The sequence below is a fragment of the Propioniciclava sinopodophylli genome (assembly GCF_004324755.1).
Classification (GTDB): Bacteria; Actinomycetota; Actinomycetes; order Propionibacteriales; family Propionibacteriaceae; genus Propioniciclava; species Propioniciclava sinopodophylli.
In genome coordinates, this window is the sequence record NZ_SDMQ01000003.1 from 126,544 (window position 1) to 150,847 (window position 24,304).

At 71.7% G+C, this 24,304-nt stretch carries 24 protein-coding genes; 3 read left to right on the forward strand and 21 right to left on the reverse strand.

Annotation, left to right across the window (positions count from 1 at the left end):
- Positions 1 to 2: 2 nt before the first annotated feature.
- The 9 genes from guaB to ET989_RS04650 form a co-directional block, all read right to left on the reverse strand.
- A complete protein-coding gene (guaB, locus tag ET989_RS04610; protein WP_131167382.1) occupies positions 3 to 1,526 on the reverse strand; it encodes an IMP dehydrogenase in 1,524 nt (507 codons plus the stop codon).
- Positions 1,527 to 1,617: 91 nt separating this feature from the next.
- The gene (locus tag ET989_RS04615; protein WP_131167383.1) at positions 1,618 to 2,481 is read right to left on the reverse strand and encodes a DUF1731 domain-containing protein; all 864 of its coding nucleotides are present in this window, start codon (positions 2,479 to 2,481) and stop codon (positions 1,618 to 1,620) included.
- A 10-nt stretch (positions 2,482 to 2,491) separates the two neighbouring features.
- The gene (gene mptB / locus ET989_RS04620) at positions 2,492 to 4,000 is read right to left on the reverse strand and encodes a polyprenol phosphomannose-dependent alpha 1,6 mannosyltransferase MptB (RefSeq protein WP_131167384.1); all 1,509 of its coding nucleotides are present in this window, start codon (positions 3,998 to 4,000) and stop codon (positions 2,492 to 2,494) included.
- 4 nt (positions 4,001 to 4,004) lie between these two features.
- Positions 4,005 to 4,505, reverse strand: a complete 501-nt coding sequence (locus ET989_RS04625; protein WP_131167385.1) for an Lrp/AsnC family transcriptional regulator — start codon at positions 4,503 to 4,505, stop codon at positions 4,005 to 4,007.
- Between the two features lie 277 nt (positions 4,506 to 4,782).
- A complete protein-coding gene (groL, locus tag ET989_RS04630; RefSeq protein ID WP_131167386.1) occupies positions 4,783 to 6,387 on the reverse strand; it encodes a chaperonin GroEL in 1,605 nt (534 codons plus the stop codon).
- 12 nt (positions 6,388 to 6,399) lie between these two features.
- On the reverse strand, positions 6,400 to 6,696 hold the full coding sequence (gene groES / locus ET989_RS04635) for a co-chaperone GroES (RefSeq protein ID WP_131167387.1): 297 nt from the start codon (positions 6,694 to 6,696) through the stop codon (positions 6,400 to 6,402).
- 194 nt (positions 6,697 to 6,890) lie between these two features.
- The gene (locus ET989_RS04640; protein ID WP_131167388.1) at positions 6,891 to 8,063 is read right to left on the reverse strand and encodes a THUMP-like domain-containing protein; all 1,173 of its coding nucleotides are present in this window, start codon (positions 8,061 to 8,063) and stop codon (positions 6,891 to 6,893) included.
- A 4-nt stretch (positions 8,064 to 8,067) separates the two neighbouring features.
- Positions 8,068 to 8,457, reverse strand: coding sequence for a hypothetical protein (locus ET989_RS04645; protein ID WP_131167389.1), 390 nt, complete (start codon positions 8,455 to 8,457; stop codon positions 8,068 to 8,070).
- Positions 8,454 to 8,801 (reverse strand): hypothetical protein, encoded by a 348-nt coding sequence (locus ET989_RS04650; RefSeq protein ID WP_131167390.1) that lies wholly within the window; start codon positions 8,799 to 8,801, stop codon positions 8,454 to 8,456. Before ET989_RS04650 ends, ET989_RS04645 begins: the two co-directional genes overlap by 4 nt.
- Positions 8,802 to 8,896: 95 nt before the next feature.
- Between ET989_RS04650 and galE the strand changes: the two genes are divergently transcribed.
- Positions 8,897 to 9,913 (forward strand): UDP-glucose 4-epimerase GalE, encoded by a 1,017-nt coding sequence (gene galE / locus ET989_RS04655; RefSeq protein ID WP_131167391.1) that lies wholly within the window; start codon positions 8,897 to 8,899, stop codon positions 9,911 to 9,913.
- A gap of 149 nt (positions 9,914 to 10,062) precedes the next feature.
- Here galE and ET989_RS04660 read toward each other — a convergent pair whose 3' ends face one another.
- The 8 genes from ET989_RS04660 to tsaE all read right to left on the reverse strand — a co-directional run bounded on the left by ET989_RS04660 (position 10,063) and on the right by tsaE (position 17,475).
- Positions 10,063 to 10,971, reverse strand: a complete 909-nt coding sequence (locus ET989_RS04660; RefSeq protein WP_131167392.1) for a hypothetical protein — start codon at positions 10,969 to 10,971, stop codon at positions 10,063 to 10,065.
- A 163-nt stretch (positions 10,972 to 11,134) separates the two neighbouring features.
- The gene (locus ET989_RS04665) at positions 11,135 to 12,853 is read right to left on the reverse strand and encodes an NAD-dependent malic enzyme (RefSeq protein ID WP_131167393.1); all 1,719 of its coding nucleotides are present in this window, start codon (positions 12,851 to 12,853) and stop codon (positions 11,135 to 11,137) included.
- A gap of 9 nt (positions 12,854 to 12,862) precedes the next feature.
- Positions 12,863 to 13,351 carry an NUDIX hydrolase gene (locus ET989_RS04670; protein WP_131167394.1) on the reverse strand — a complete coding sequence of 163 codons (489 nt, stop codon included), beginning with the start codon at positions 13,349 to 13,351 and terminating at the stop codon, positions 12,863 to 12,865.
- On the reverse strand, positions 13,352 to 14,320 hold the full coding sequence (locus ET989_RS04675) for a DMT family transporter (protein ID WP_206662229.1): 969 nt from the start codon (positions 14,318 to 14,320) through the stop codon (positions 13,352 to 13,354). It abuts the gene before it with no gap.
- A 2-nt stretch (positions 14,321 to 14,322) separates the two neighbouring features.
- Positions 14,323 to 15,366, reverse strand: a complete 1,044-nt coding sequence (tsaD, locus tag ET989_RS04680) for a tRNA (adenosine(37)-N6)-threonylcarbamoyltransferase complex transferase subunit TsaD (protein WP_131167395.1) — start codon at positions 15,364 to 15,366, stop codon at positions 14,323 to 14,325.
- Positions 15,363 to 15,806 (reverse strand): GNAT family N-acetyltransferase, encoded by a 444-nt coding sequence (locus ET989_RS04685; RefSeq protein WP_131167396.1) that lies wholly within the window; start codon positions 15,804 to 15,806, stop codon positions 15,363 to 15,365. Before ET989_RS04685 ends, tsaD begins: the two co-directional genes overlap by 4 nt.
- Positions 15,803 to 16,447 carry a tRNA (adenosine(37)-N6)-threonylcarbamoyltransferase complex dimerization subunit type 1 TsaB gene (gene tsaB, locus ET989_RS04690; RefSeq protein ID WP_131167397.1) on the reverse strand — a complete coding sequence of 215 codons (645 nt, stop codon included), beginning with the start codon at positions 16,445 to 16,447 and terminating at the stop codon, positions 15,803 to 15,805. The genes ET989_RS04685 and tsaB overlap by 4 nt, the downstream gene beginning before the upstream one ends.
- Positions 16,444 to 17,475 carry a tRNA (adenosine(37)-N6)-threonylcarbamoyltransferase complex ATPase subunit type 1 TsaE gene (gene tsaE / locus ET989_RS15890; protein ID WP_338324519.1) on the reverse strand — a complete coding sequence of 344 codons (1,032 nt, stop codon included), beginning with the start codon at positions 17,473 to 17,475 and terminating at the stop codon, positions 16,444 to 16,446. Before tsaE ends, tsaB begins: the two co-directional genes overlap by 4 nt.
- 152 nt (positions 17,476 to 17,627) lie before the next feature.
- Here tsaE and ET989_RS04700 point away from each other — a divergent pair, with 152 nt between their 5' ends.
- A complete protein-coding gene (locus tag ET989_RS04700) occupies positions 17,628 to 18,803 on the forward strand; it encodes a glycosyltransferase family 4 protein (protein WP_131167398.1) in 1,176 nt (391 codons plus the stop codon).
- A gap of 108 nt (positions 18,804 to 18,911) precedes the next feature.
- Here ET989_RS04700 and ET989_RS04705 read toward each other — a convergent pair whose 3' ends face one another.
- Both ET989_RS04705 and glmS read right to left on the reverse strand, forming a co-directional pair.
- Entirely contained in the window at positions 18,912 to 19,259 is a 348-nt protein-coding gene (locus ET989_RS04705; protein ID WP_131167399.1) for a holo-ACP synthase, read from the reverse strand.
- Positions 19,256 to 21,100 carry a glutamine--fructose-6-phosphate transaminase (isomerizing) gene (gene glmS, locus ET989_RS04710; protein ID WP_131167400.1) on the reverse strand — a complete coding sequence of 615 codons (1,845 nt, stop codon included), beginning with the start codon at positions 21,098 to 21,100 and terminating at the stop codon, positions 19,256 to 19,258. Before glmS ends, ET989_RS04705 begins: the two co-directional genes overlap by 4 nt.
- On the opposite strand from glmS, the gene coaA reads away from it, so the two are divergent.
- Entirely contained in the window at positions 21,099 to 22,091 is a 993-nt protein-coding gene (gene coaA / locus ET989_RS04715) for a type I pantothenate kinase (protein ID WP_131167401.1), read from the forward strand. The two genes, glmS and coaA, sit on opposite strands and share 2 nt — an antisense overlap.
- Positions 22,092 to 22,192: 101 nt before the next feature.
- Here the strand turns inward: coaA and ET989_RS04720 are convergent, their stop codons facing one another.
- A complete protein-coding gene (locus tag ET989_RS04720) occupies positions 22,193 to 22,951 on the reverse strand; it encodes a hypothetical protein (protein ID WP_206662230.1) in 759 nt (252 codons plus the stop codon).
- A complete protein-coding gene (glmM, locus tag ET989_RS04725; RefSeq protein ID WP_131167403.1) occupies positions 22,948 to 24,300 on the reverse strand; it encodes a phosphoglucosamine mutase in 1,353 nt (450 codons plus the stop codon). The genes ET989_RS04720 and glmM overlap by 4 nt, the downstream gene beginning before the upstream one ends.
- Positions 24,301 to 24,304 lie beyond the last annotated feature (4 nt).

Here is a 24,304-nt window from a genome sequence, read left to right on the forward strand (position 1 = left end):
ACTCACTTCTGGTTGGAGTAGTTGGGGGCCTCGACGGTCATCTGGATGTCGTGCGGGTGCGACTCGCGCAGGCCCGCCGACGTGATGCGCACGAACCGGCCGCGCTCCTGCAGCTCGGGGATGGTGCGCGCACCCGAGTAGAACATCGACTGCCGCAGGCCGCCGATGAGTTGGTAGGCGACGGCGGCCAGCGGGCCGCGGTAGGCGACCTGGCCCTCGATGCCCTCGGGGATGAACTTGTCGTCGGTCGTCGCGGACGCCTGGAAGTAGCGGTCGGCCGCGAACGAACCCTGCTTGCCGCGGGCCTTCATCGCGCCGAGCGACCCCATGCCGCGGTAGCTCTTGAACTGCTTGCCGTTGATGAACACCAGCTCGCCGGGGCTCTCGTCGCAGCCGGCCAGCAGCGAGCCGAGCATCACCGCGTTGGCGCCAGCGACCAGCGCCTTGGCGATGTCGCCGGAGTACTGCAGGCCGCCGTCGCCGATGACCGGGACACCGGCGGGCCGGGCCGCGCGGGCGGCGTCGTAGATGGCCGTGACCTGCGGGACGCCGACGCCGGCGACCACGCGGGTGGTGCAGATGGAGCCCGGGCCGATGCCGACCTTCACGGCGTCGCCGCCGGCCTCGACGATGGCCTTGGCGCCCTCGTAGGTGCCGACGTTGCCGCCGATGATGTCGACATGGGCGGCCAGCGGCTCGGCCTTCAGGCGACGGATGAGGTCCATCTCGGAACGGCTGTGGCCGTGCGCGGTGTCGGTGACGAGGGCGTCCACCCCGGCCTCGACCAGCAGCATGGCGCGCTCCCACGCGTCGCCGAAGGTGCCGATCGCGGCGCCGACGCGCAGGCGCCCCTGCGGATCCTTCGTGGCGAGGGGGTACTTGTCGGACTTCACGTAGTCCTTGAGCGTGATGAGGCCGGTGAGCATGCCGTCGGCGTCCACCAGCGGCAGCTTCTCGATCTTGTGCTTGCCGAGCAGCTTGAGCGCCTCGTCGGGCGCGATGCCCGGGTGGCCGGTGACGAGCGGCATGCGGGTCATGACGTCGCCGACGCGGCGGTTCGGATCGTCCTCGAAACGCATGTCGCGGTTGGTGATGATGCCGACCAGGCGGCCCGCGTCGTCGACGACCGGCAGGCCCGAGATGCGATAGGTGCCGCACATCTCGTCGACCGCGCCGATGGTCGCGTCGACCGTCGTGGTGATGGGCTGGTCGACCATGCCCGCCTCGGACCGCTTCACGCGATCGACCTGGTTGGCCTGCTCGTCGGCGCCCATGTTGCGGTGCAGGATGCCGAGGCCGCCCTGGCGCGCCATGGCGATGGCCATGCGGGACTCGGTCACCGTGTCCATCGCCGAGCTCATCAGCGGGACGCGGAGGGTGATGTTGCGGCTCACCTGGGTGGCGGTGTCGACCTCGGAGGGGATGACGTCACTCTCGTTGGGCTGCAGCAGGACGTCGTCGAACGTCAGCCCCAACGGGGCGAACGGAGCCGGGACGCCGGCCGGAGTCAGGTCATCGTGGTTCATCGCGCATCTCCCCTGTCGTCGTCACGCTGGCGTCTGGCCGAGCATACTTCGGGCCGCGGACATTCCCGGTTGCCGCCCATGGCCGCCGCCCTCAGCTGAGGTGGGCCAGCGCGTCGGCCAGGTCCGGGTAGCGGTAGGTGAAACCGAGTTCGGTCGGCAGGATGCGCGGCTCCCCCCGCTGGGAGGCCATCAGCACCTCGCGGGTGAGGTCGGCGCCGAACTGCAGGCGCAGCACGCGCTCGGGGATCGGCAGACCCAGGCGCCGCCCGGAGGCGACGGCGAGTGCGGCCACGAAGTCCGCGTCGCGGACGGGCTTGGGCGCGGCGACCACGACCGGGCCCTCCTGGCGGCCCTCCAGGAGAAGGATCGTGGCGGCCACCCAGTCGTCGACGTGAATCCAGGTGCGCCACTGGCGTCCGGCGCCGAACCGTCCGGCCAGCGGGCCGCGCCGGCGACGCTCCCAGGCGCCGCCCTCGACGCCCAGCACGATGGGCGTCCGCAGGAGCACGGTCGAGACGGGGGCGTGCCGGGCGGCTGCCTCCCAGGCCGCCGTGGCCTGGGCGAGCCAGCCGGCGCCAACGCTCGAGTCGGCGTCCAGGATCTCCTCGCCGCGGTCGCCGTAGAAGCTGGTGGCCGACAGGTTGGCGAAGCGCTGGCAGCGCCCGTCGGGCTCGAGGTGGCTGACGATGGTCAGGGTGCCGGTGACCTGGCTGCCGCGGATCTCGTCGCGCACCTCGGGCGTCCAGCGGCGCCACACGTCGGCCTCGAAGAGGTTGGCGACGGCGTCCACGTCGGACAGGCCGGGGTTGTCGATGCGGCCGGCGGCCGGATCCCAGCGCCGCTCGTCGGGGCCGGACGCCTCGCGCTCCACCAGGCAGAGGACCTCGTGCCCAGCCGATCGCAGCCCAGCGGCCAGGTGGCCTCCGAGCCGCCCTGATGACACCGCGACGCGCATGCCCCGGAGTCTAGTGGTCCCCGTGCCACAGGACCGTCTGGATCGAATTCCAGACGAGGAACGCGAGCACGAAACCGGCCACCCAGCGCCGCTGCTTGTCGGTGAGCGGCACGAGGCCCAGCAGGGCCAGGCTCCACGGGACGTACCACGGGTGCATCGACTGGCCGAGGATGGCCACGGCGAGCGACCCCCAGCCGACCGCCGACACCGGCCGGTCGCTGAAGTGGATGACCACCCAGGCCAGTACCGCCAGCAGCGTGATGTTGGACGCCATCCCCACGGCGAAGCGGAACCCGGACGGGTCGGCGCCCAGCCACGCGATGAGGTCGCCCCCGAACTGACCGAGCAGGGCGAAGGGCGCGGGCGTCCCGGCGGTGCCCATCAACGTCAGCCAAGCCGTCCACCCGAACCCCTTGCCGGAGAGGAAGGCGATGAGGACGAACGTGGCCACCGCGACGGCCGTCACGCCGGCCGTCCGGACGCCGTACGTCACGAGTCGGCGTCCGGGCGGCTGGGCGCGCAGCTGGTCGATGATCGGGATGCCGGCCACCGCCAGCACCGTCAGCCCGCCCTGCTGCTTGAGCGCCATCGCGACGCCCACGAGCACGGGGGCGACCACCCACAGCAGCAGCGCCCTGCGGGTGTCGTCGCTTTGCATGGCGACCACGGTCACCCAGATCGCCAGCAAGGACGCCCCCACCATCAGCGCATCGTTGTGGGCACCCCCGATGAAGTGCACCAGCAGCAGCGGGTTCAGCAGCCCCCACCAGATCGCACCGTCCCCAGCGCCCCCGGCAGAGGCTCCCTGAGGTGCGAGCGAAGGCGGTTCCTGAGGTGCGAGCGAAGCGAGCCTCGAAGGGCCGCCGGGCCGACCCGACCAAGGCTTCTCGGCCAGGTACGCGGCGATCCGCGGCACGGTGAAGGCGATCAACGCGACACCGACGATGGCGGGCAGGCGCATGGCGACGAACGACCAGTAGTCGTCGTTGCCGGTCAGCGCCACGACGAGCTGGTTGACCAGCAGGGTCAGGGGCGGGTAGGCGACACCGCTCCCCCGCCAGAGCTCGTCGACGGACGGCGCGAACGGGCCACCTGCGCTGCCGAGGCCGTCGGCGTAGACGGACCCGCCGGCGTTCTCGATCCAGCCGGAGTCGGCGTAGAGGACGGCGTCGCCCGACAGCACGGGCGGCGTCAGCAGCAGCGGCAGCGACCAGAGGGCCAGCAGGAGGCCGGGGCGGGCGATGGCGCGGCGTCCGGCGTGGGGACGCAGGAGCCACCACAGCACGCTGAGGATGACGCAGCCCAGCACGATGGCCACGCGGTTCCACGGCATCGGCAGGGCGGTGCCGATCGCCATGACGATCGGTTCGAGCCAGCCGAGGGGGTTGAACGAGAACTCTGGGTGGGCCGCCCCCCAGGCGATGAGGGCGCTCGCGACCATGCCGACGGCCGCCGCGACCCCCCACGGCAGGCTCGGCCGGGGCGTGATCTCGGAGGGTGCGGGGAGGGTGGCGGTCACCGCGTCAGCGTACCGGCGCCCGGCGCGTCCGGGCCCGCGGGCCGCCCCCGTGGCGCAGCAGGGGTCGCACGCGGTAACCGATGACCTCGCGCAGGTACACGCTCGTGGAGGTGCGGGTGATGCCCGGGCAGAGGCGGATCTCCTCGGCGACGCGGTAGAGGTCGTCGGGGTCGCGGGCGACGACGTGGCAGAGCAGGTCGATGTCGCCCGCGGGCGCGTGGCACTCGAGCACCTCGGGGATGCGCCGCAGGGCCTCGACTGCCTCGTCCAGCTGGTGCTGGTCGAGCTCGGCCGACACGGTGGCGTGCAGCCCGTAGCCGAGCGCCGCGGGCGGCACCATCGTGCTGCCCAGCCGCAGGACGCCCTCGGTGCGGTACCGCTCCAAGCGCGCCTGGACGGTGCCGCGGGCGAGCCCGGTGCGCTGCGCGAGCAGGAGCACGGTCATGCGCGGGTCCTGGTCGAGTTCGAGCAGCAGACGCCGGTCTGTGTCGTCGAGCTGGTACACGCTCCGCCCTTCCGGTCCTTGTGACCAATCCGATCACCTTGATGCCTGAGGCCTTGATCATATCGATCAGTCTTACACCATGCGGTTGCGCACATCAGCGCCCATTTGGTGAAGTAGCGCCCAGAACGCGCGAGGCCCTCACGAGGGGCCGGACGCCACCGCTGCCCGACCTGCACCACCACCTGCCGAGCCGGCCAGCGGAAACGATCGAGGCCCCCACGCTCAGCGCGCGGGGGCCTCGAAAGGTTCTGTCGGCTTCGACAGGCTCAGCCAACCATCAGTGGCTGTGACCGTGGTTGTCGTCCGACTCCTCCGGCTTCTCCACCACCAGGGTTTCGGTGGTGAGCAGCAGGGCCGCGATGGACGCCGCGTTGGCCAGGGCCGAGCGGGTCACCTTGACCGGGTCGATGACGCCGGCGGCGACGAGGTCGCCGTACCCGCCGGTGGCGCCGTTCCAGCCGTTGCCCAGGCCAAGCTCCTTGACCTTCGACACGACCACGTAGCCGGGCTCACCCGCGTTCTCGGCGATCCAGCGCAGGGGCTCGACGACGGACTTCTCGACGATCCGGACGCCGGCGAGTTCGTCGCCGGACTTGCCCAGGCCGTCGGCCAGGACGGAAGCAGCATGGACGAGGGCCGAGCCGCCACCGGCGACGATGCCCTCCTCGATGGCCGCACGAGTGGCGCTCACGGCGTCCTCGATGCGGTGCTTCTTCTCCTTCATCTCGACCTCGGTGGCCGCGCCGACCTTGATCACGCACACGCCACCGGCCAGCTTCGCGACCCGCTCCTGGAGCTTCTCGCGATCCCAGTCGGAATCGGTGCGGTTGATCTCGGCACGGAGCTGCTCGACACGAGCGGCGACCGCAGACGCCTCGCCGGCGCCGTCGACGATGGTCGTGTTGTCCTTGGTCACGACGACGCGGCGGGCGCGGCCCAGCACGTCGAGGCCGACCTGGTCGAGCTTGAGACCGACCTCGGCCGCGACGACCTGGCCACCGGTGAGGATCGCGATGTCCTCCAGCATGGCCTTGCGGCGGTCACCGAAGGCGGGCGCCTTGACGGCGACCGAGGTGAAGGTGCCGCGGATCTTGTTGACCACGAGCGTCGAGAGGGCCTCGCCGTCCACGTCCTCGGCCACGATGAACAGGGTGCCGCTGGCACCGATGACCTTCTCCAGCAGCGGGAGCAGGTCGTTCATCGAGCTGATCTTGCCCGAGTAGATGAGGATGTACGGGTTGTCGAGGATGGCTTCCATCCGCTCGGCGTCCGTGACCATGTAGGGCGACAGGTAACCCTTGTCGAACTGCATACCCTCGGTGAACTCGAGCTCGGTGCCCAAGGTGTTGGACTCGTCGACGGTGATGACGCCGTCCTTGCCGACCTTGTCGAAGGCCTCGGCGATGAGCGCGCCGATCTCCTCGTCGCGGCTCGAGATCGTGGCCACGCTGGCCATGTCCTCGGTGGTGTCGACCTGCTTGGCGTTGGCGACCAGCTCGGCGTTGACGGCCTCGACGGCCGCCTCGATGCCGCGCTTGAGGCCGACGGGGTTGACCCCGGCGGCGACGGCCCGGAGGCCCTCGTGGACGAGCGCCTGGGCCAGCACGGTCGCGGTGGTGGTGCCGTCACCGGCGACGTCGTTCGTCTTGGTGGCGACCTCCTTCGCGAGCTGTGCGCCGAGGTTCTCATACGGGTCGGTGAGCTCGACCTCCTTGGCGACGGTCACGCCGTCGTTGGTGATCGTCGGGGCGCCCCACTTCTTGTCGAGCACCACGTAACGGCCCTTGGGGCCGAGCGTCACCTTCACGGCGTTGGCGAGGGCGTCGACGCCACGCTCGAGCGAGCGGCGGGCCTCCTCGTCGAACTGAAGGATCTTTGCCATGGGTTGGGTTCCTTACTTGGAGACGACGGCGAGGATGTCGCGGGCGTTGAGCAGCAGGTACTCGTTCCCGTCGTACTTGACCTCGGTGCCGCCGTACTTGGAGAAGATGACGACGTCGCCCTCGGCGACGTCCAGCGGGACGCGGTTGCCCTTGTCGTCGATGCGGCCGGGGCCGGTCGCCACGACCTTGCCCTCCTGCGGCTTCTCCTTGGCGGTGTCGGGAATGACCAGGCCCGAGGCGGTGGTGGTCTCTGCCTCCAGGGGCTGGACGAGGACGCGGTCCTCGAGCGGCTTGATCGTGACGGCCACGATGGTGCCCTTTCGTTCGTGAGGGCCGGGAGGGGCCCTGGGTTTGTTCCTTCGATGCCTGCCCCCGACGTCGTCGCGGTGCCGCCGCGGGCTGGCAGACTCGATGGTCGAGTGCTAACGCCGACTCTAGCCACGCGTTGGCACTCGTTCAACCCGAGTGCTAAACGGGGGCCGCCAGCGTGTCGGTCGTGAGCTCAGTCGACGCGTGCGCAGACCAGCGCGCGGGCGCCCTCGGGGGTCGGGGTCAGCACGAGCGTGGCGGACGCCCTCCCCTTCGGCTTGAGCCGGCGGCGCAGTTCGGCCGGGTCGACGTCGATACCGCGCTTCTTGATCTCCAGCGTGCCGACGCCTTGTTCGCGCACCCACGCGCGCAACGTCTTCTCGTCGTACGGCAGCACCTCGAGGATGCGGAACACCCTCGCGAACGGCGTCGGCATGTACCAGTCGGCGACCAGGTAGGCGATCCCGTCGGCGATGCGCTCGGCGCGGACCAGCCGGGCGAACTCGTCCACCAACCCGGCCCGCACCACCGCGCCGTCGGGTTCGTAGAGGTAGGAGGCCCCTGGGGTGAACGCGCTGGAAGTCCCCGGGGTGTGAGCAACCAGCCTGGAAGAGCCGGCGAGCTCCGCCCCGTCCACCACCGCCACGCGCCTCCCGGGCGTCGCCCCCGGACCGGCCCACAACGCGCACTCGACGACGGTACCGCCGTCGGAGACCCACTCGGCCTCCACGTGGGCGGGGACGATCGCGTGCGGCACACCCGGGCCGAGCTTCACGCACGCCGGACGGTCACCCGCCAGCAGGGCCTCGACGAACGACCACGGTGGTGAGAGGTCCTCCACCCGCCACGTCCGGCCGGACACCGTGCGCCGGGCCGGGTCGGCGAACACGCCCACCCCGTCGGACGCCAGCGCCAGCCAGTGCTCCTCGGCGTCCCCCACCAGCACCGGACGCCCGAGGTTCGCCGCAGCCAGTTCGGCGGTGACCGGGTCGCGCTCGACGGCGATGACGTCGAGGCCCGCGTCGGCCAGGGCGAGGGCGTCCGCCCCGATGCCGCAGCCGAGGTCGACCACCGCGTCCGTCACGCGGGCGAGGCGCGCGGCGCGGCGGGCGGCGACGGGGGCGCGGGTGGCCTGCTCGAGGGCGTCCGGGGTGAGGAACAGCGAGCCCGCGCGGGTGCCGAACTTGGCGGACGCCCTGCGCCGCAGCGCCGCCTGGTTGAGCACGGCGGCGGCCTGGTCAGGGTCGACGAGGGCGCGCAGGCGGGTGGCGGCGGCGAGGCTGCCGGGGTCCGGCTCGGCGGTGGCGGCGGCGAGCGCCGCGGCGGCGTCCGGTGAGGTGAGCCAGCGGGCGGTCGCGAGGTCCATCGGCCTAGCCGACGATGTGGACGACGACCACGCCCGGGGGCGTCCGCGTGCCTCCGACCTCCCAGGCCCAGTCGACCGCGCCGACGACGGCGGCGGCCAGTCCGTACTTGTCGCGAGTCAGCGTGTGGGCCTGCTCGAGGTCGACGCCCTCGCAGACGAGCTCGGCGCGTCCCTCGAGGACGGGCTCGGTGCGCAGAACGCGTCCGGCGGTGTTGGCCGCCTGGACGGCGACGACGTCGGACAGGTTGAGCCGCTCCACCCACGGGGTGGAGTGGGGCGTCCAGAGGCCGATGCGGTCCTCGCCGAGGGGGACGACGAACTCCGACGACGTGGTGGGCTGGCCCGCCGCGTCGAAGGTGGTGACGACGACGCGGTCGGCGTCGCCGAGGTTCATGCCTGCGCCTCGGGGCCCTCGGGGATGGCCGTCCGCTCGGCCGCGCGGTTGGCGATGGCGGCGTTGCGCCCGGCGTTGACCTCGTCCAGGGTATCGCGACGGATCTGGCCACGGGAGCGACTCGGCAGGCCGATCGCGAGCCCCAGGAACAGTCCGGCAGCCGCGCCGATGCCGGTCAGCATCGAGGTGGTGACGAAGGGGTCACGGATGACCTTGGCGCCGTCGTAGCGCTGTGCGGCACCGATGAGCTCTCGGGAGTCGAGGGCGAACTGGCCGAGCAGGACCGCGGCGCCGATGACGCCGGCGATACCGATGAGGGCCAGGAGCACCTTGAGGAACTTCATGGCCAGAAGCGTACTGCTGCCGTCGGCCTGGTCCGGATGCCGTTCGGGTCGGCGGCGACGAGGGGATACCGTGTGTGCCACACGAAAGGATCCTGATGCGCGTTCTCGTCACCGGGGGTGCCGGTTACATCGGCTCTCACACCACCCTCGCCCTGTTGGAGTCCGGCCACGACGTGCTGGTGGTCGACGACCTGTCGAACTCCTCGGAGGAGTCGCTGCGACGCGTCGCCTCCCTCGTCGGGCGGGAGGCCCGGTTCGTCGAGGCGAACGTCCGCGACGAGGCGGCACTCGACGAGGCCTTCGCCTCCTTCTCCCCCGACGCCGTAATCCACTTCGCGGGCTGGAAGGCGGTCGGCGAGTCGACCCAGATCCCGCTCACGTACTACCGCGAGAACCTCGGCTCAACCTTCACGCTGCTGGACGCCATGGCCAAGCATGGCTGCAACCGCATCGTCTTCTCGTCCTCGGCGACCGTGTACGGCGAGGAGTCCGAGCCGCCCTTCGTCGAGGACGCCCCCACCGGCGCCACCAACCCCTACGGCCGCACGAAGGCGATGATCGAGGAGATCCTGGCCGACGTGGCCGCGGCCCGGCCCGAGCTGGCCGTCGGCGTCCTGCGCTACTTCAATCCCATCGGCGCGCACGCCTCGGGCCGCATCGGCGAGGATCCGAAGGGCATCCCCAACAACCTGCTGCCGTTCGTCGCGCAGGTGGCGTCCGGACGCCGCGACAAGCTGATGGTTTTCGGCGACGACTACGACACCGCGGACGGCACGGGCGAGCGCGACTACATCCACGTCGTCGACCTCGCCGCGGGCCACCTCGCTGCCCTGGCGAAGCTGGAGACGGTCGAGGGCTACCACGTGTGGAACCTCGGCACAGGCAACCCGACGTCGGTGCTGCAGATCGTCAGGGCGTTCGAGGTTGCCGCGGGGGTGGAGATCCCCTACGAGGTCGTGGCCCGGCGTCCGGGTGACGTCGCGGCGTCGTTCGCGGACCCGACCAAGGCCCAGGCCGAACTCGGCTGGCGCGCCGAGCTGTCGGTCGAGCAGGCCTGCGCGGACACCTACCGCTGGCAGTCCGCCAACCCGAACGGCTACGCGGACGCCTGAGGCCGAGGCCCCTGAAATGCGAGCGAGGCGAGGCTCGAAGGGTCGAACCAAGATCCCGAAGGACCGCCCCAAACACAACTGCACCTCGAAAGTGAATCTGCACCTGCTGGAGCGGGAGGAGATTCACTTTCGAGGTGCATCTGTCGACGTCACGGACGCCAGCCCTGCTGCTCGAGCGCCGTCCGCAGCAGGTGCCGCATGGCGCCCACGTCCCAGGCCTGGGACCAGCCCCAGCGTGTAACCCAGTACCCAGCTTGGCGGATCCTCTCCTGGCGCCGGTTCTGGGCGGCCATGACCGCCTCGGGCGTGGTGTCGGGGTCGTCGCCCGGGCGGTACTTGACCTCGCCGTCCATCTCGCCGATCAGCTTCCAGTCCTCCCAGCCGAAGTCGCCGCGGGCGATGATGCGTCCGTCCACCTCGATCGGCACTTGGGGCACCGGGCGGGGCAACCCCGTGCGCGCGATCGTCACGCGGCTCGCGGATTCGGCCACCGACTCCGAGCGAGCGTCAGTGAACAGGACGACCTGCCGTGCCCGGGCCATCCCCGCCGCGGGGCTGCTGGCCTCGACCGCTGCGGACAGCTCCAGCTTTGTCGTCCCGGCCGACAGCGCCTGGTCGGCGACGATGACCCCCCAGGTGAAGGGGGTGGTGCGGGCGAGGTCCGCGACCGTCCGCGCCAGTGACGTCACGCGGAGCTCACCGACGCTGACGACCTCGTCCGGCTCGAGGCGTGCACAGCGCAGGTGGTACGCGGGCGTCCGCCTGCCGCGGCCGGGGGGCGGCGTGGTGAGGTCCACGAGCGGCGGGTTGTCGTGCTGGACGGCCAGCCCGTGCGCGATCGCCGCCGACGCGTGCGACAGCACGACTGAATCCCGATGGGTGCTGAGCAGGGCAGCGGCCCGCCGCAGGTGTAGCTCCCGAGGGGACAGCTGGACCACCGGCGCGTAGACGCTGCGCGTGAGTCGGACGAGCTCGTCGGCAGCCACCGCCCGTCGGAGGTCGTACGACGTCCAGCCCTCGGCCTGCAGGGCGGAGAAGGGTCTCAACTGGGGGTCCATGCGTCCAGCCAAGCGGGTCGGACGCCCCGTGTGACCGCCAGCGACCGGATCTGTGGACAACTCCGGACGCCGGACACACAGATGCACCTCGAAAATGAATCTGCACCCGCTGGAGCAGGTGCAGATTCACTTTCGAGGAGCATCTATCCCAACTCCCCGGTCATCAGTCCTCGATGATCAACTCGGGGTAGACGGGCTGCCACATGGCGTCGAAGACCTCCTGCACGGGGTCGGTGAGGGGCTCACCGGCGACGCCCTCGGCCTCGGCCGCCTTGGCGACGGCGATCGCGACGGTCGCGGACACGCGACGCAGGTCGTTCAGGGCCGGCAGGATCGACTGGCCGGGACGGCTGATCCGCACCAGCGAGGCCAGCGCCTGCGCGGCAGCGCCGATCATGCCGTCGGTGACCCGCGAGGCCCGGCAGACCGAGACGCCCAGCCCCAGCCCCGGAAAGATGAACGCGTTGTTGGCCTGGGCGATCGTGTACTCCACGCCCTCGTACCGGACCGGGTCGAAGGGCGACCCGGTGGCGATGAGCGCCCGCCCGGACGTCCACTCCAGCAGGTGGGCCGGGGTGGCCTCGACCAGCGAGGTCGGGTTCGACAGCGGCATGATGATCGGCCGCTCGGTGTGGGAGGCCAGGTCGGTCACGATCTCCTGCGTGAACGACCCCGGCTGCGCCGACGTGCCGATCAGGATCGTCGGGTGCACGTTGCGCACCACGTCGGCCAGCCCGATGTGGCCGGGCTCGTCGAGGGTCCAGTGCTCGACCTCGCCGTGGGCCCGACCGTAGGGCCGCTGGAAGTCGCGCGCCTTCGCGCCCGGGGCGTCCGTGACGAGGCCACGGCTGGCAGTGACCCAGAACCGCTGGCGTACCTGCTCGGGGGTCAGCCCCTCGGCGACCATGAGGTCGACCAGCAGGTCGGCGATGCCGATGCCGGCCGTCCCGGCCCCGTGGATCACGACGCGCTGCGCGGAGAGCTTCTCGCCCTTGGCGCGCACCCCGGCGAGCGCGGCGGCCCCGACGACGGCCGCGGTGCCCTGCACGTCGTCGTTGAAGGTGCACACCTTGTCGCGGTAGGTGGTCAGGATCCGGTGGGCGTTGTCGGCGCCGAAGTCCTCCCAGTGGATCATCGCGTGCGGGAACACCCGCTGGACCCCGGCCACGAACTCCTCGATGAACGCGTCGTAGCGCTCACCGCGCACGCGCGCCTGGCGCAGGCCCAGGTAGAGGTCGTCGTTGAGCAGGCGCAGGTTGTCGGTGCCGACGTCGAGCACGACCGGCACCATGCGGTTCGGGTCGACGCCCGCCGCCGCGGTGTAGAGGCTCTTCTTGCCCAGGCAGATCTCGACGCCGCCGACCCCTTGGTCGCCGATGCCGAGGATGCCCTCCGAATCGGTGACGATGACGATGTCGACGTCCTCGGGGCGGCGGCCGATGGCGAGCAGCGACTCGTCGATCACCTCGGGGGCGTTGATGTTGAGGAAGACGCCGTTGACCTGGCGGAACATCATGCTGAACTCGAGGATCGCGTCGCCGATCGTGGGCGTGTAGATGATCGGCATCATCTCCTCGAGGTGCTCGCTCACCAGCCGGTAGAACAAGACGGTGTTGCGGTCGCGCAGCCCGCGCAGGTAGGCGAACTGCTGCAGCGGGTTGCCCGCGGCGAGGAAGCGCTGGTACGTGCGGTGAAGCTGGCCCTCCAACGGGGTGGAGTGGGCGGGCAGCAGGCCGACGAGGCCGAGCCTGCGGCGCTCCTCGGGCGTGAACGCCGTGCCGCGGTTCAGCCGCGGGATGCGTAGCACGGCGCTCCCTCGGACGTTGACCTTGACCCGGGTTCCGTGGTTGCCGGGAAGGATTTCGTACGCGCGCTCAGCCATGGGCCGAGCCTAGAGGAGCGTGACGCTCCAGCCGGCGGGGTGTCCGTCCGCGTAGGGCATGACACCGTGGAACTGGGTGATGTGCTCGTCGAACACCAGCGGCAGCCAGGTGGGGTCGCCCTCCCACAACGGCAGCGCGCCACCGAGCAGGTTGGCCAAAGGCACCCAGTGCAGGGTCCCCTCCTCGTTCGACGCCGGCGGCTCGCCGGCGAAGGCGTCCACGATGAAGACGAACCCGAACCAGTCCTCGCCGCCGGCGCCGAAGCCGGGCCACGAGATCGTCCCGCGCAGGCGCAGGGCGGTGGCCTCGATGCCGGCCTCCTCGCGCAGTTCGCGGCGCATGCCGGCGACGACGTCCTCGCCCGGTTCGAGCTTGCCGCCCAGCCCGTTGTACTTGCCGAGGTGGGCGTCGCCGTCGCGGAACGTCCTGTGCACCAGCAGCACCTCGTCGCCGCGCACGACGTAGGCCAGCGTCCCGACGATCGGGGTGTAGGGCATTCAGTCCTCCCGCAGCGCGGTCGAGGGCGGCTCGGGCACCGGGACGACCGTGGGTTGGCCGGACGCCGCGCGCTCGGCCTCGCGCGCCCGGTCGGCCCTCGTCGGCACCTGGGCGAGCAGGATGCCGGCCATCATCATCGCGGCGCCGAAATAGCCCTGCAGCGACAGGCGCTCGCCGAGGAACAGCGCCCCGCCGACCGCCCCCCACATCGCCTCAAGCGACATGATCATCGCCGCGACGGACGCCCGCGCGTACCGCTGCCCGACCACCTGCAGGGTGAACCCGACGCCGGTCGACAGCAGGCCGGCGAACAGGACGGCCCCCAGGGCGGGCAGCAGGCCCGCGAAGGGGGCGTCCTCGGCGAACGGGGCGACCACGGCCGACAGCGTCGCCATCACGAGGAACTGCGCCACCGACAGCCGGATCGGGTCGACGTGGGCCGCGACGCGCCCGACGCCGAGGATGTGGAACGTCCAGAAGAGGGTGCCCACCAGCACGAGCAGGTCGCCTGGGCCGATGCCCGTGCCGGTCCACGTGAGCAGGAAGAGGCCGGGCACGGCCAGCGCGATGCCGAGCCAGGTGAACACGCCGGTGTGCTGGCCGAGGAACCGGCCGGCCACGGGCACGAGCACCATGTAGAGGCCGGTCACGAACGCCGCGTTACCGGCGGTGGTCTGCTCGACGCCCAGCTGCTGCAGGGTCTGGCCGCCGAAGAACATCAGGCCGATGAACACGCCAGGGCGGGCCACCCGAGCCCAGGCCGCGCGCGCCTCGAAGGGGCTGATCCGGGCGCGCCGGTCGAGGAACCACACCAGAGGCAGCAGCGCGGCCGCCCCGAGGAACCCGCGTGCCGCGTTGAACGAGTAGGCACCCAGGTGCTCGGCGCCCAGCCGCTGGGCCACGAAGGCGAAACCCCAGATGACCGAGCAGAGCAGCAGCAACAGGTACGAGCGCGTCGCCCTCGACATGCTCAGACCAGCACGGTCGAGATCGGCAGGCCCGAGTTGGCGCCGATGTCGAGCGAACTCGGGCGGTGCCCGCGCCGGACGACCTCGGCCCCCAGCGCCGCCATCATCGCCCCGTTGTCGGTGCACAGGCCCGGCCGCGGACGCCGCACGGTCACCCCGCGCCCCTCGGCACGCTCGGCGAGCAGCCCGCGCAGCCGCGAGTTCGCGGCGACGCCGCCGCCCAGCACGATGGTGTCCAGGCCGAAGTGGTCGCACATGTCCATGGCCTTGGCCGTCAGCACGTCGGCGACCGCCTCCTGGAAGGAGGCTGCCACGTCGGCGTCCGCGAACGGACGCCCGGCGCGCCGCTCGGTCTCCACCCACCGGGAGACGGCGGTCTTGAGCCCCGAGAACGAGAAGTCGAAGCGGTGCTTCTCCAGGTCGTGCCTGGCCGTCAGCCCGCGTGGAAACGCGATCGCCCGCGGGTCGCCGTCGGCGGCCACCTTGTCGATCACGGGGCCGCCCGGGTAGCCCATGCCGAGCAGGCGGGCAACCTTGTCGTAGGCCTCCCCCGCGGCGTCGTCGATGGTCGAGCCCACCTCGGTGATCTGCGACGTGATGTCGTCGATGACCAGCAGCGACGTGTGCCCGCCGGAGACCAGCAGCGCGCCGAAGCGCTCCGGCAGCGGCCCGTGGTCGAGCAGGTCGACGGCGACGTGGCCGACGAGGTGGTTCAGCCCGTACAGGGGCTTGTCGAGCGCGACGGCGAGCGCCTTGGCCGCCGACAGCCCCACGACGAGCGCCCCCATCAGGCCGGGGCCGGCGGTGACGCAGACGCCGTCCACCTCGGAGGCGTCCACGTCGGCTGCCTGCAGCGCACGGCGCAGCGTCGGCACCATGGCCTGCAGGTGCGCCCGCGAGGCAACCTCGGGCACGACCCCGCCGAAGCGGACGTGCTGCTCCACCGAGCTGGCGACCTCGTTGGCCAGCAACTCGCGCCCGCGGACGACGGCCACGCCGGTCTCGTCGCAGCTCGACTCGATGCCGATCACCAGGGGTTCGCTCATGACTCACTCTCCAGGGGCAGCTCCATGACCAGGGCGTCCAGCCCGCTGCCGTAGTAGTTCCTGCGGCGCGCCAGCACCATGAAGCCGAGGTCCTCGTACAGCCGGATCGCGGGGCTGTTCCGCTCCTCGACCTCCAGCAGGACGCGGCGGGCGCCGACCTGCTCGGCCCACTCCATGCCGGCGGCGATCAGGCGGCGGGCGATGCCCTCGCGCCGGTGGGCGGGGTGCACGACGACGCGGTTGAGGTCGGCGACGTCCTCGAGCCAGTGAAAGGTCGCGACGCCGAGAAGTCGGCCCCACCGGTCCTTGTTGACGAGCGTGAGGGCACGGTCGGCGACGAGTTCCTCGGCCCACGTGCGGGCGCTCCACCGGGCGTCGGTGAACTCCTCCTCGAGCGTGACGATCTGGGCCAGGTCGCTGCCCACGGCCAGCGTGATCACCGCGTCCGCCGCAGGGAGAGGCGCGGTTGCGGCAGCGCCGACTTCACCCTGGTGGGCACCTCGGCGTCCGGACGCCGCAGGTACAGAGGCTCCAGCCCGGCGTCGGGGAGGTCGGCGGCGGCCAGCCAGCCGGCGTCCAACTGGGTGGGGCCGGTGACGGCACCGACGAGGTGGGCGCCCGGTCCGGCCAACGGCAGGGCGGGCAGCGTGTCGGGGGCGGCGACATCGGGGCCGGACAGGCGGCGTCCGGCGCCGTCGTAGCGGGCCCAGAACACCTCCTTGCGGCGGGCGTCGGAGACGACGAGGAACTCCTCGGGCGCCCCGGCGGACGCCCACTCGGCGGCTACGGCGTCCAGCGAGCAGGCGCCCGCGACGGGCACGGCGAGCACCTCGGCGAGCGTGAGCGCGGTGACGACGCCGACGCGCAGGCCGGTGAACGGCCCGGGGCCGACGCCGGCGACGATGCGCTCGACATCGGCCAGTGCGACGCCCGCTTCGGCGGCGACGCGCTGCACGAGCGGCATGAGCTCCTCGGCGTGGGCTCGGGTGTCGTCGACACGCGCGGAGGCGACGATGCGGCCGTCCACGGCGATCGCGGCGGCGACGACGGTCGAGGTGTCGACGGCGAGCGTGGTGGTCATGGCGTCTCCTCGGGGGTCTTTGGGGTGCGTCCTGCGCGGCTCGCCGGCGCTCGCACCCCGGGAACCGCCTGGGCGGCCTCAGCCAGCGCCGTGCGGCTCCAGCGGGGGCCGATGGGGGTCAGGAACACCCAGCGGGTCTCGTCCTCGGGGTCGATTCCGCGGCGGATGTCGATCTCCAGGCGCCCCGGGGCGAGACCCTCGGCGACGCCGGCACCCCATTCGACGAGCGTCACGGCGGTGTCGAGGGACTCCTCGAGGTCGATGTCCTCCAGCTCGGCGAACGAGCCGAGCCGGTAGGCGTCCACGTGCACGAGCGCGGGCCCGTCTCCCTGCGCGGGGTGGACGCGCGAGAGCACGAACGTCGGCGAGATGACCGGGCCCACGACGCCCAGGCCGGCGCCGATGCCCTGGGTGAGGGTGGTCTTGCCCGCCCCGAGGTCACCGGAGGCGATGATGAGATCGCCCGCGCGCAGGACGCCTGCGAGCCGCTCCCCCAGCGCACGCATGGCGTCGGCGTCCGGCACCTCGACCGCGACCGGGAGCGACCGCGCCATGACGATGCAGTTGCCCTCCTCGTCGTCGGGGGCGAAGCCGTGCTTGGCCCACCAGGCCAGGATCTGCGGGAACTCCTTGCGGGCCAACAGGTGCACGTGCTCCTCGCCGGAGGCGGCCAGATGCTCCAGGACGACGCCGACGAGGAACGAGGCGATCCCCTGCTCGCGGAACCGGGGCAGGACGCCGACGCGGCCCAGGCGCATGGCGCCGAGCTGGCGGGCGGCCATGACCAGCCCGGCGGGGACGCCGTCGATGAAGGCGAGGTAACCGGTGCCGTGCGCGATGCGGGCACGGACGGAGGCGAGGTCGTCGCCGAGCGCCTCGGGGGCCTCCCCGACGACGGGGCGGGCGCGGAAGGCCGCGTGCATGAGCTCGAGCGCCACCTCGGCGTCCGCCAGGTCGGCCAGGCGCACGGTCAACTCGCTGCCATCGGGCAGCAGGGCGGCGGCGAGCTCGTGGGCGTCGTGGGACATGGGGACCTTCGTGCAGGAGGCGGGAGAAAAACCCGACCCATCTTACCCCAGCGCCCCCACCCGGTGGGAGGGCGCCCGCGCGTCACCCGCCGTTCACCGACACGCCACGCAACTGAGGGCAACGATGCACGTTGACAAGGTGTCATACGGGTGTGCGCGTTGCGATCATCACGGAGTCGTTCCTCCCCGAGGTGAACGGGGTGGTCAACTCGGTCCTGAAGGTGGTCGACCACCTGGTCGGCCACGGCCACGACGTGCTGGTGCTCGCCCCCGAGGCCCCCGGCGCCCCCTCGTCGTATGGCGGCGCGCCCGTGATGCACATGGCCTCGGTCGCCTTCCCGGGCTACCAGCAGGTGCGCCTCTGCACCACCCCGCAGATCTCGCTGGAGTGGACGCTGGCCGACTTCAAGCCCGACGTCGTCCACCTCGCTTCCCCCATCAACGTGGGCTACCGCGGCGCGCTGGCGGCCCGTGAGGTCGGCGTCCCGAGCGTGGCTGTCTACCAGACCGACGTGCCCGGCTACGCGAAGCGCTACGGCATCCCGGCGGTCGAGACCTACCTGTGGCAGCGCGTCCGCTGGACGCACCAGGCCGCCACCCTGAACCTCGCCCCCAGCTCGGCCAGCGTGGCCCAGCTCGCCGCGCTCGGCATCGGCGACCTGCGCATCTGGGGCCGCGGTGTCGACGCCGAGCTCTTCCACCCACGCAAGCGGTCGGACGCCCTGCGCGCCACCTGGGCGCCCAACGGGGAGCGCGTGGTCGGGTTCCTCGGCCGCCTGGCGCCGGAGAAGCAGGTCGACGACCTGCACGTGCTGGCCGGCCTGCCGGACACGCGCCTCGTGGTGGTCGGCGACGGCCCCTCCCGCGAGGCGCTGCAGGAGCGCCTGCCGGACGCCGTGTTCACCGGCCAACTCAGGGGCGAGGAACTCGCTCGCACCGTGGCCAGCTTCGACGTGTTCGTGACCCCGGGCGAGCTGGAGACCTTCGGCCAGACGATCCAGGAGGCCATGGCGTCCGGCCTGCCGGTCGTCGCCCCAGCCTCGGGCGGGCCGATCGACCTGGTCGACCCCTCACGCACGGGTTGGCTGTACGCACCCGGCGACCTACTGGGGCTGCGCGACCACGTCCGCGACCTGGTCGGCGACGACGCCAAGCGCGCCGCCATGGGCCGGGCCGCCCGCGAGGCCACCACGCCCCGGACGTGGGCGGGCATCTGCGGCCAGCTGGTCTCCCACTACGAGGACGCCATCGCCCTCAAGCGCGAGCAGCTCCACGCCGCCCGCCAGGCCGAGTACGCCCGCACGACGGGCCGCCGGCTGCGCGTCTGAGCGCCCCTATCCGCCGAGGACTCGCCTAACTACCGCCGAGGACTCGTGGTCGTCGCGACGACCACGAGTCCTCGGCGGTAGTTAGGCGAGTCCTCGGCAGGAGAGAGGTCAGCCCTCACACACCACCATCGCGACGGCGACGCCGTCGTCGTGGCTGATCGACACGTGCATGCGCGAGATGCCCAGCTCGTCCACCCGGGAGCCGACGGTGCCGGTCGCCAGCAGCGACGGGCGCCCGGTCTCGTCCGACAGCACCTCGCAGTCGGTCCAGCGCAGGCCGCCCGGGGCGCCCAGCGCCTTGGCGAGGGCCTCCTTCGCGGCGAAGCGGCCGGCGAGGGTCTGCTCGCTCCCCTGCTGCTCGGCCAGGGTGAACACGCGATCGGTGAACCCGGGGCGCGCGCACGCCTCCCGGATGCGGTCGATCGAGCAGACGTCGACCCCGATCCCGAGGATCATTCGACCGTGACGGATTTGGCCAGGTTGCGCGGCTGGTCCGCGTCGTGGCCGAGCAGGGTCGCCAGCTCGCACGCGAACACCTGCAGGGGGACGGTCGCCAGCAGCGGCTGCAGCAGCGTGGACGCCTGGGGCAGCCGGATCAGCACGTCGGCGTACGGCTCGACCTCGTGGTCGCCCTCCTCGACCAGGACGATCGTGCGGGCCCCGCGGGCGCGCACCTCCTGGATGTTGGAGACGACCTTGTCGTGCAACTGGTCGCGGCCCTGCGGGGGCACGATGACGAAGACCGGCAGGTCCTGCTCGACGAGCGCGATCGGGCCGTGCTTGAGCTCGCCGGCCGGGAAGCCCTCGGCGTGCAGGTAGGCGATCTCCTTGAGCTTCAACGCGCCCTCGAGCGCCACCGGGTAGCCCACGTGGCGGCCGAGGAACAGCACGGTCTTCGAGTCGACGAGTTCGGCGGCCAGGTCGAGCACCTGCTGCTGGGCGTCCAGCACCTTCTGGATCTTGGCCGGCATCGACTCCAGCTCGCGCATGATCGTGGCGATCTCGTCTCCGTACTTCGTGCCGCGCACCTGCGCGAGGTAGAGGCCCAGCAGGTAGCAGGCGGCGACCTGGGTCATGAAGCCCTTGGTGGAGGCCACCCCGATCTCGGGGCCCGCGTGGGTGTAGAGGACGGCGTCCGACTCGCGCGGGATGGTCGAGCCGTTGGTGTTGCAGATCGCGATGACCTTGGCGCCCTGCTCGCGCGCGTGCCGGACGGCCATCAGCGTGTCGGCGGTCTCGCCCGACTGGGAGATGGTGACGACCAGCGTGCGGCCGGTGATGATCGGGTCGCGGTAGCGGAACTCGGAGGCGATCTCGACCTCGCACGGCACGCGCGTCCAGTGCTCGATGGCGTACTTGGCGACCAGGCCCGCGTAGAAGGCCGTGCCGCAGGCCACGATGACGATCTTGTCGATCGTGCGCAGCTCGGCCTCGCTGATGCGCACCTCGTCCAGCGTCAGGCGGCGGTCGGCGTCGAAGCGGCCCAGCAGGGTGTCCGCGACGGCCTGGGGCTGCTCGTGGATCTCCTTGCGCATGAACCAGTCGAAGCCACCCTTCTCGGCGGCCGAGAGGTCCCAGTCGACGTGGTAGGGCTTGCCCTGGGTCTCGTTGCCGCGGAAGTCGGTGACCCGGTAGCCGGACGCCGTGACCTCGACGACCTCGTCCTGCCCCATCTCGACGGCCTCGCGGGTGTGCTCGATGAAGGCCGCCACGTCGGAGGCGACGAACATCTCGCCCTCGCCGACGCCCACCACGAGCGGGCTGTTGCGGCGCGAGGCGACCAGCGTGCCCGTGTCGTCGGCGTCCACCGCGACGAGCGTGAAGGCGCCCTCCAGGCGGCGGCTGACCGCGCGCAGCGCGTCAGCCAGGGACGCCCCACGCTCGACCTCGCGGCCCAGCATCTGGGCGGCGACCTCGGAATCGGTCTCGGACTTGAACGGGACGCCCTCGGCGACCAGCTCTGCTTTCAGGGAGGCGAAGTTCTCGATGATGCCGTTGTGGATCAGCGCCACGCGGCCGTTGGCTGACACATGCGGGTGGGCGTTGGCGTCCGACGGCGCGCCATGGGTGGCCCAGCGGGTGTGCCCGATGCCCAGGTTGGCGTCCTTGATCGGGGAGGCCTCGAGCTCGTTCTCGAGGTTGACGAGCTTGCCGGCCTTCTTGGCCGAGGCGATGCCGTCCGGGCCCACCAGGGCGATGCCTGCCGAGTCGTAACCCCGGTATTCCATGCGCCGCAACGCGTCGACGAGCACCCTCTGCGCACCTTGGGGGCCGACATAGCCGATAATTCCGCACATGGGAATCAGCGTAGCGCCCACGGAGCAGCCTCCCCGACGGGCTTCCAGCGGGGTCGACGAGTTCGGCCCCTACGTGCTGGCAGACCGCCGGAAGTGGGCCGAGCTGGCCGAACAGATGCCGGTCCACCTGACCGAGGAGAAGCTCCAGGGCATCCGGTCCCGGCTGGACACGATCGACCTCGCCCAGGTCCGCGACGTGTACCTGCCGCTGACCGAGCTGGTGAACCACTACGTCCTGCACACGGGCCACCTGTACGGCAGCACCCACAACTACCTCGGGCTGTCCGAGGCGCGCACGCCGTTCGTGATCGGGGTGGCCGGGTCGGTGGCGGTCGGCAAGTCGACCACGTCCCGCCTGCTGGTGGAGCTGTTGTCGCAGTTGCCCGGTCGCCCGCGCGTCGATCTGGTCACCACCGATGGGTTCCTTCTGCCGAACGCCGAGCTGCAGCGGCGCGGGATCATGGAGCGCAAGGGCTTCCCCGAGAGCTACGACCGGGCGGCGCTGCTGCGCTTCGTCATGGACGTGAAGTCGGGCGTCCACGCGGTGAGCGCCCCCGTGTACAGCCACCTGGTCTACGACATCGTGCCCGGCGAGTTCATCACGGTGCGCCACCCCGACATCCTGATCGTCGAAGGCCTGAACGTCCTCCAGCCGGCCCGGCGCAACCGCACCGGCCTGTCCTCGCTGGCCGTCAGCGATTTCTTCGACTTCTCCGTCTACGTGGACGCCGACGAGTCCGACCTGCGCTCCTGGTACCTGGAGCGCTTCATGGGGCTGCGGGAGAGCGCGTTCCGCGACCCGCGCTCGTACTTCGCGCGCTTCGCCGAGATGGACGCCGCGCACGCCCGCGCCTACGCCGAGCGCATCTGGGACACCATCAACGGCCCCAACCACGTGCAGAACATCCTGCCCACGCGCGGGCGCGCCACGGCGATCCTGCGCAAGGACAGCGCACACGACATCGAGTGGATCCGCATCCGGAAGGTCTGAACCGCCGCAACCGCCGAGGACTCGCCTAACTACCGCCGAGGACTCGTGGTCGTCGCGACGACCACGAGTCCTCGGCGGTAGTTAGGCGAGTCCTCGGCAAATCAGGAGGCGCGGCGGGACTCCCTCGCGTTGACCACCAGCAGCGGGACGCCGGCGGCCAGCACGGCCCCGAGCACGCCCCACGCGGTGTCGAACACCTCGGTGGTACCGCGCAGCAGCACGGACGCCCACACCGCCAGCGAGCCGAGCGCCAGCGCGGCCCAGTGCCGCAGCCGCCACGTGCGGGACGCCCGGGCCAGGCCGTGCGTCATCATGCTGACGACCCCCAGCCCGACGGCCAGCAGGACGGCCAGCACGGCGCCGCTGACCGACGGGCCGGCGACGGCGTACCCCATGAGCATGAGCGCGATGCCGATGAGGAAGGTCCCCCGCTGGCTGCCGGGGTCGGCGTCCTTGATCGGGTCGATCGCCAGGGGCGTCCCGGCCCGGACGGCCAGGATGACGAACGGGGCCGCGGCCGCCAGGGCGGCGACGACGGCCAGCCACCACGGCAGCGTGAGGTGCGGGGCGGCGGCGCTGACGAGCATCACCAGCACGTACGGCGCCACCGAGACGTAGCCCAGCGCGAGCCGCCACGGCTCGAGCAGGCCACGACCGAGGTTGGCCACGTGACCCACCCCGGTGGCGCCCGCCCACGCGAAGAACGGCAGGATGGTCGGGAACTGCGACTCGAACCGGAACGCGGGCAGGATCGACACCAGCGTGCTGGCCAGCACGAACGCGCCGACCAGCACCGCGGCCATGAGGCCGACGATCGTCGAGGCGCTGGAGCGCCCCCTCCCCGCGTTGGCCCGGCTCACAGCGCGAGGCGCTCCCGCACGACGGACGCCAGCCGCTCGGCCACCTCGGTGGCACGCTCGGTCGTCCCAGCCTCGACCATGACGCGCACGACGGGCTCGGTGCCCGAGGGGCGCAGCAGGACGCGGCCGCCCGAGCCGAGCTCACGGCTCGCGGCGGTGACGGCCGAGTTGACCTCGGGGTCGATGCCGGCGCGCGCCTTGTTCACGTCCCTGACGTTGATCATCACCTGCGGAAGGCGGGTCATCACCGCGCCGAGCTCGGCGAGCGAGCGCCCCGACGAGATGACCTGCGCGGCCACGTGCAGCGCCGTGAGGACGCCGTCGCCGGTGGTCGCGAACTCGCTCATGATGACGTGGCCCGACTGCTCACCGCCCAGGGCGAACCCGTTGGCGTTCATGGACTCGAGCACGTAGCGGTCGCCCACCTTCGTCTGGTCCACGCGGATCCCGTGCGCCTGCATGGCCTGGAAGAAGCCCAGGTTGCTCATCACGGTCGCCACCACGGTGTCGGAGTGCAGGGCACCCGACTGCTTGAGCGCCAGCGCCAGGATCGCGAGGATCTGGTCGCCGTCCACGATGGTGCCGTCGGCGTCCACCGCGAGGCAGCGGTCGGCGTCCCCGTCGAAGGCGAAGCCGAGGTCGGCGCCGTGGTGCCTCACGGCGGCCTGGAGGCCGTCCATGTGGGTCGAGCCGGCGTTCTCGTTGATGTTGAGGCCGGTCGGCTCGGCGTGGATCGCCACGACCTCCGCACCCTGGGCCTCGAAGGCCGCCGGGCCGGTCATGAACGCCGCGCCGTTGGCGCAGTCGAGCACGACCTTCAGCCCGTGCAGGCTGCCCTCGGCGCCCAGCGACGACACCAGGTGAGCCACGTAGGCCTCGACGAGCTCGGGACGGTCGCTGACGCGGCCGACGCGCTCGCCCGTCGGGCGCTCCCACTCCTGGCCGAGGCGCGCCTCGATCATGTCCTCCAGGTAGTCATCGAGCTTCACCCCACCGCGGGCGAAGAACTTGATGCCGTTGTCGGGCATGGGGTTGTGGGACGCCGACAGCATGACGCCCAGGTCGGCGTCCAGGTGGTTGACCAGGAAGGCCGCGCCGGGGGTGGGCACGACGCCGACCCGGATGACGTCGACGCCCGCCGACGCGAGACCGGCCACGACGGCCGACTCGAGGAACTCGCCGGAGGCACGCGGGTCACGCGCAACGAGGGCCACCGGACGGTGACCCTCGAATGCCCCGGACTCGCCGAGGACGTGCGCGGCCGCCACCGAGAGCTCGAGAGCGAGCTCTGCGGTGAGGTCGACGTTCGCCTTGCCCCGGACACCATCGGTACCGAAGAGCCTGGGCACGGCG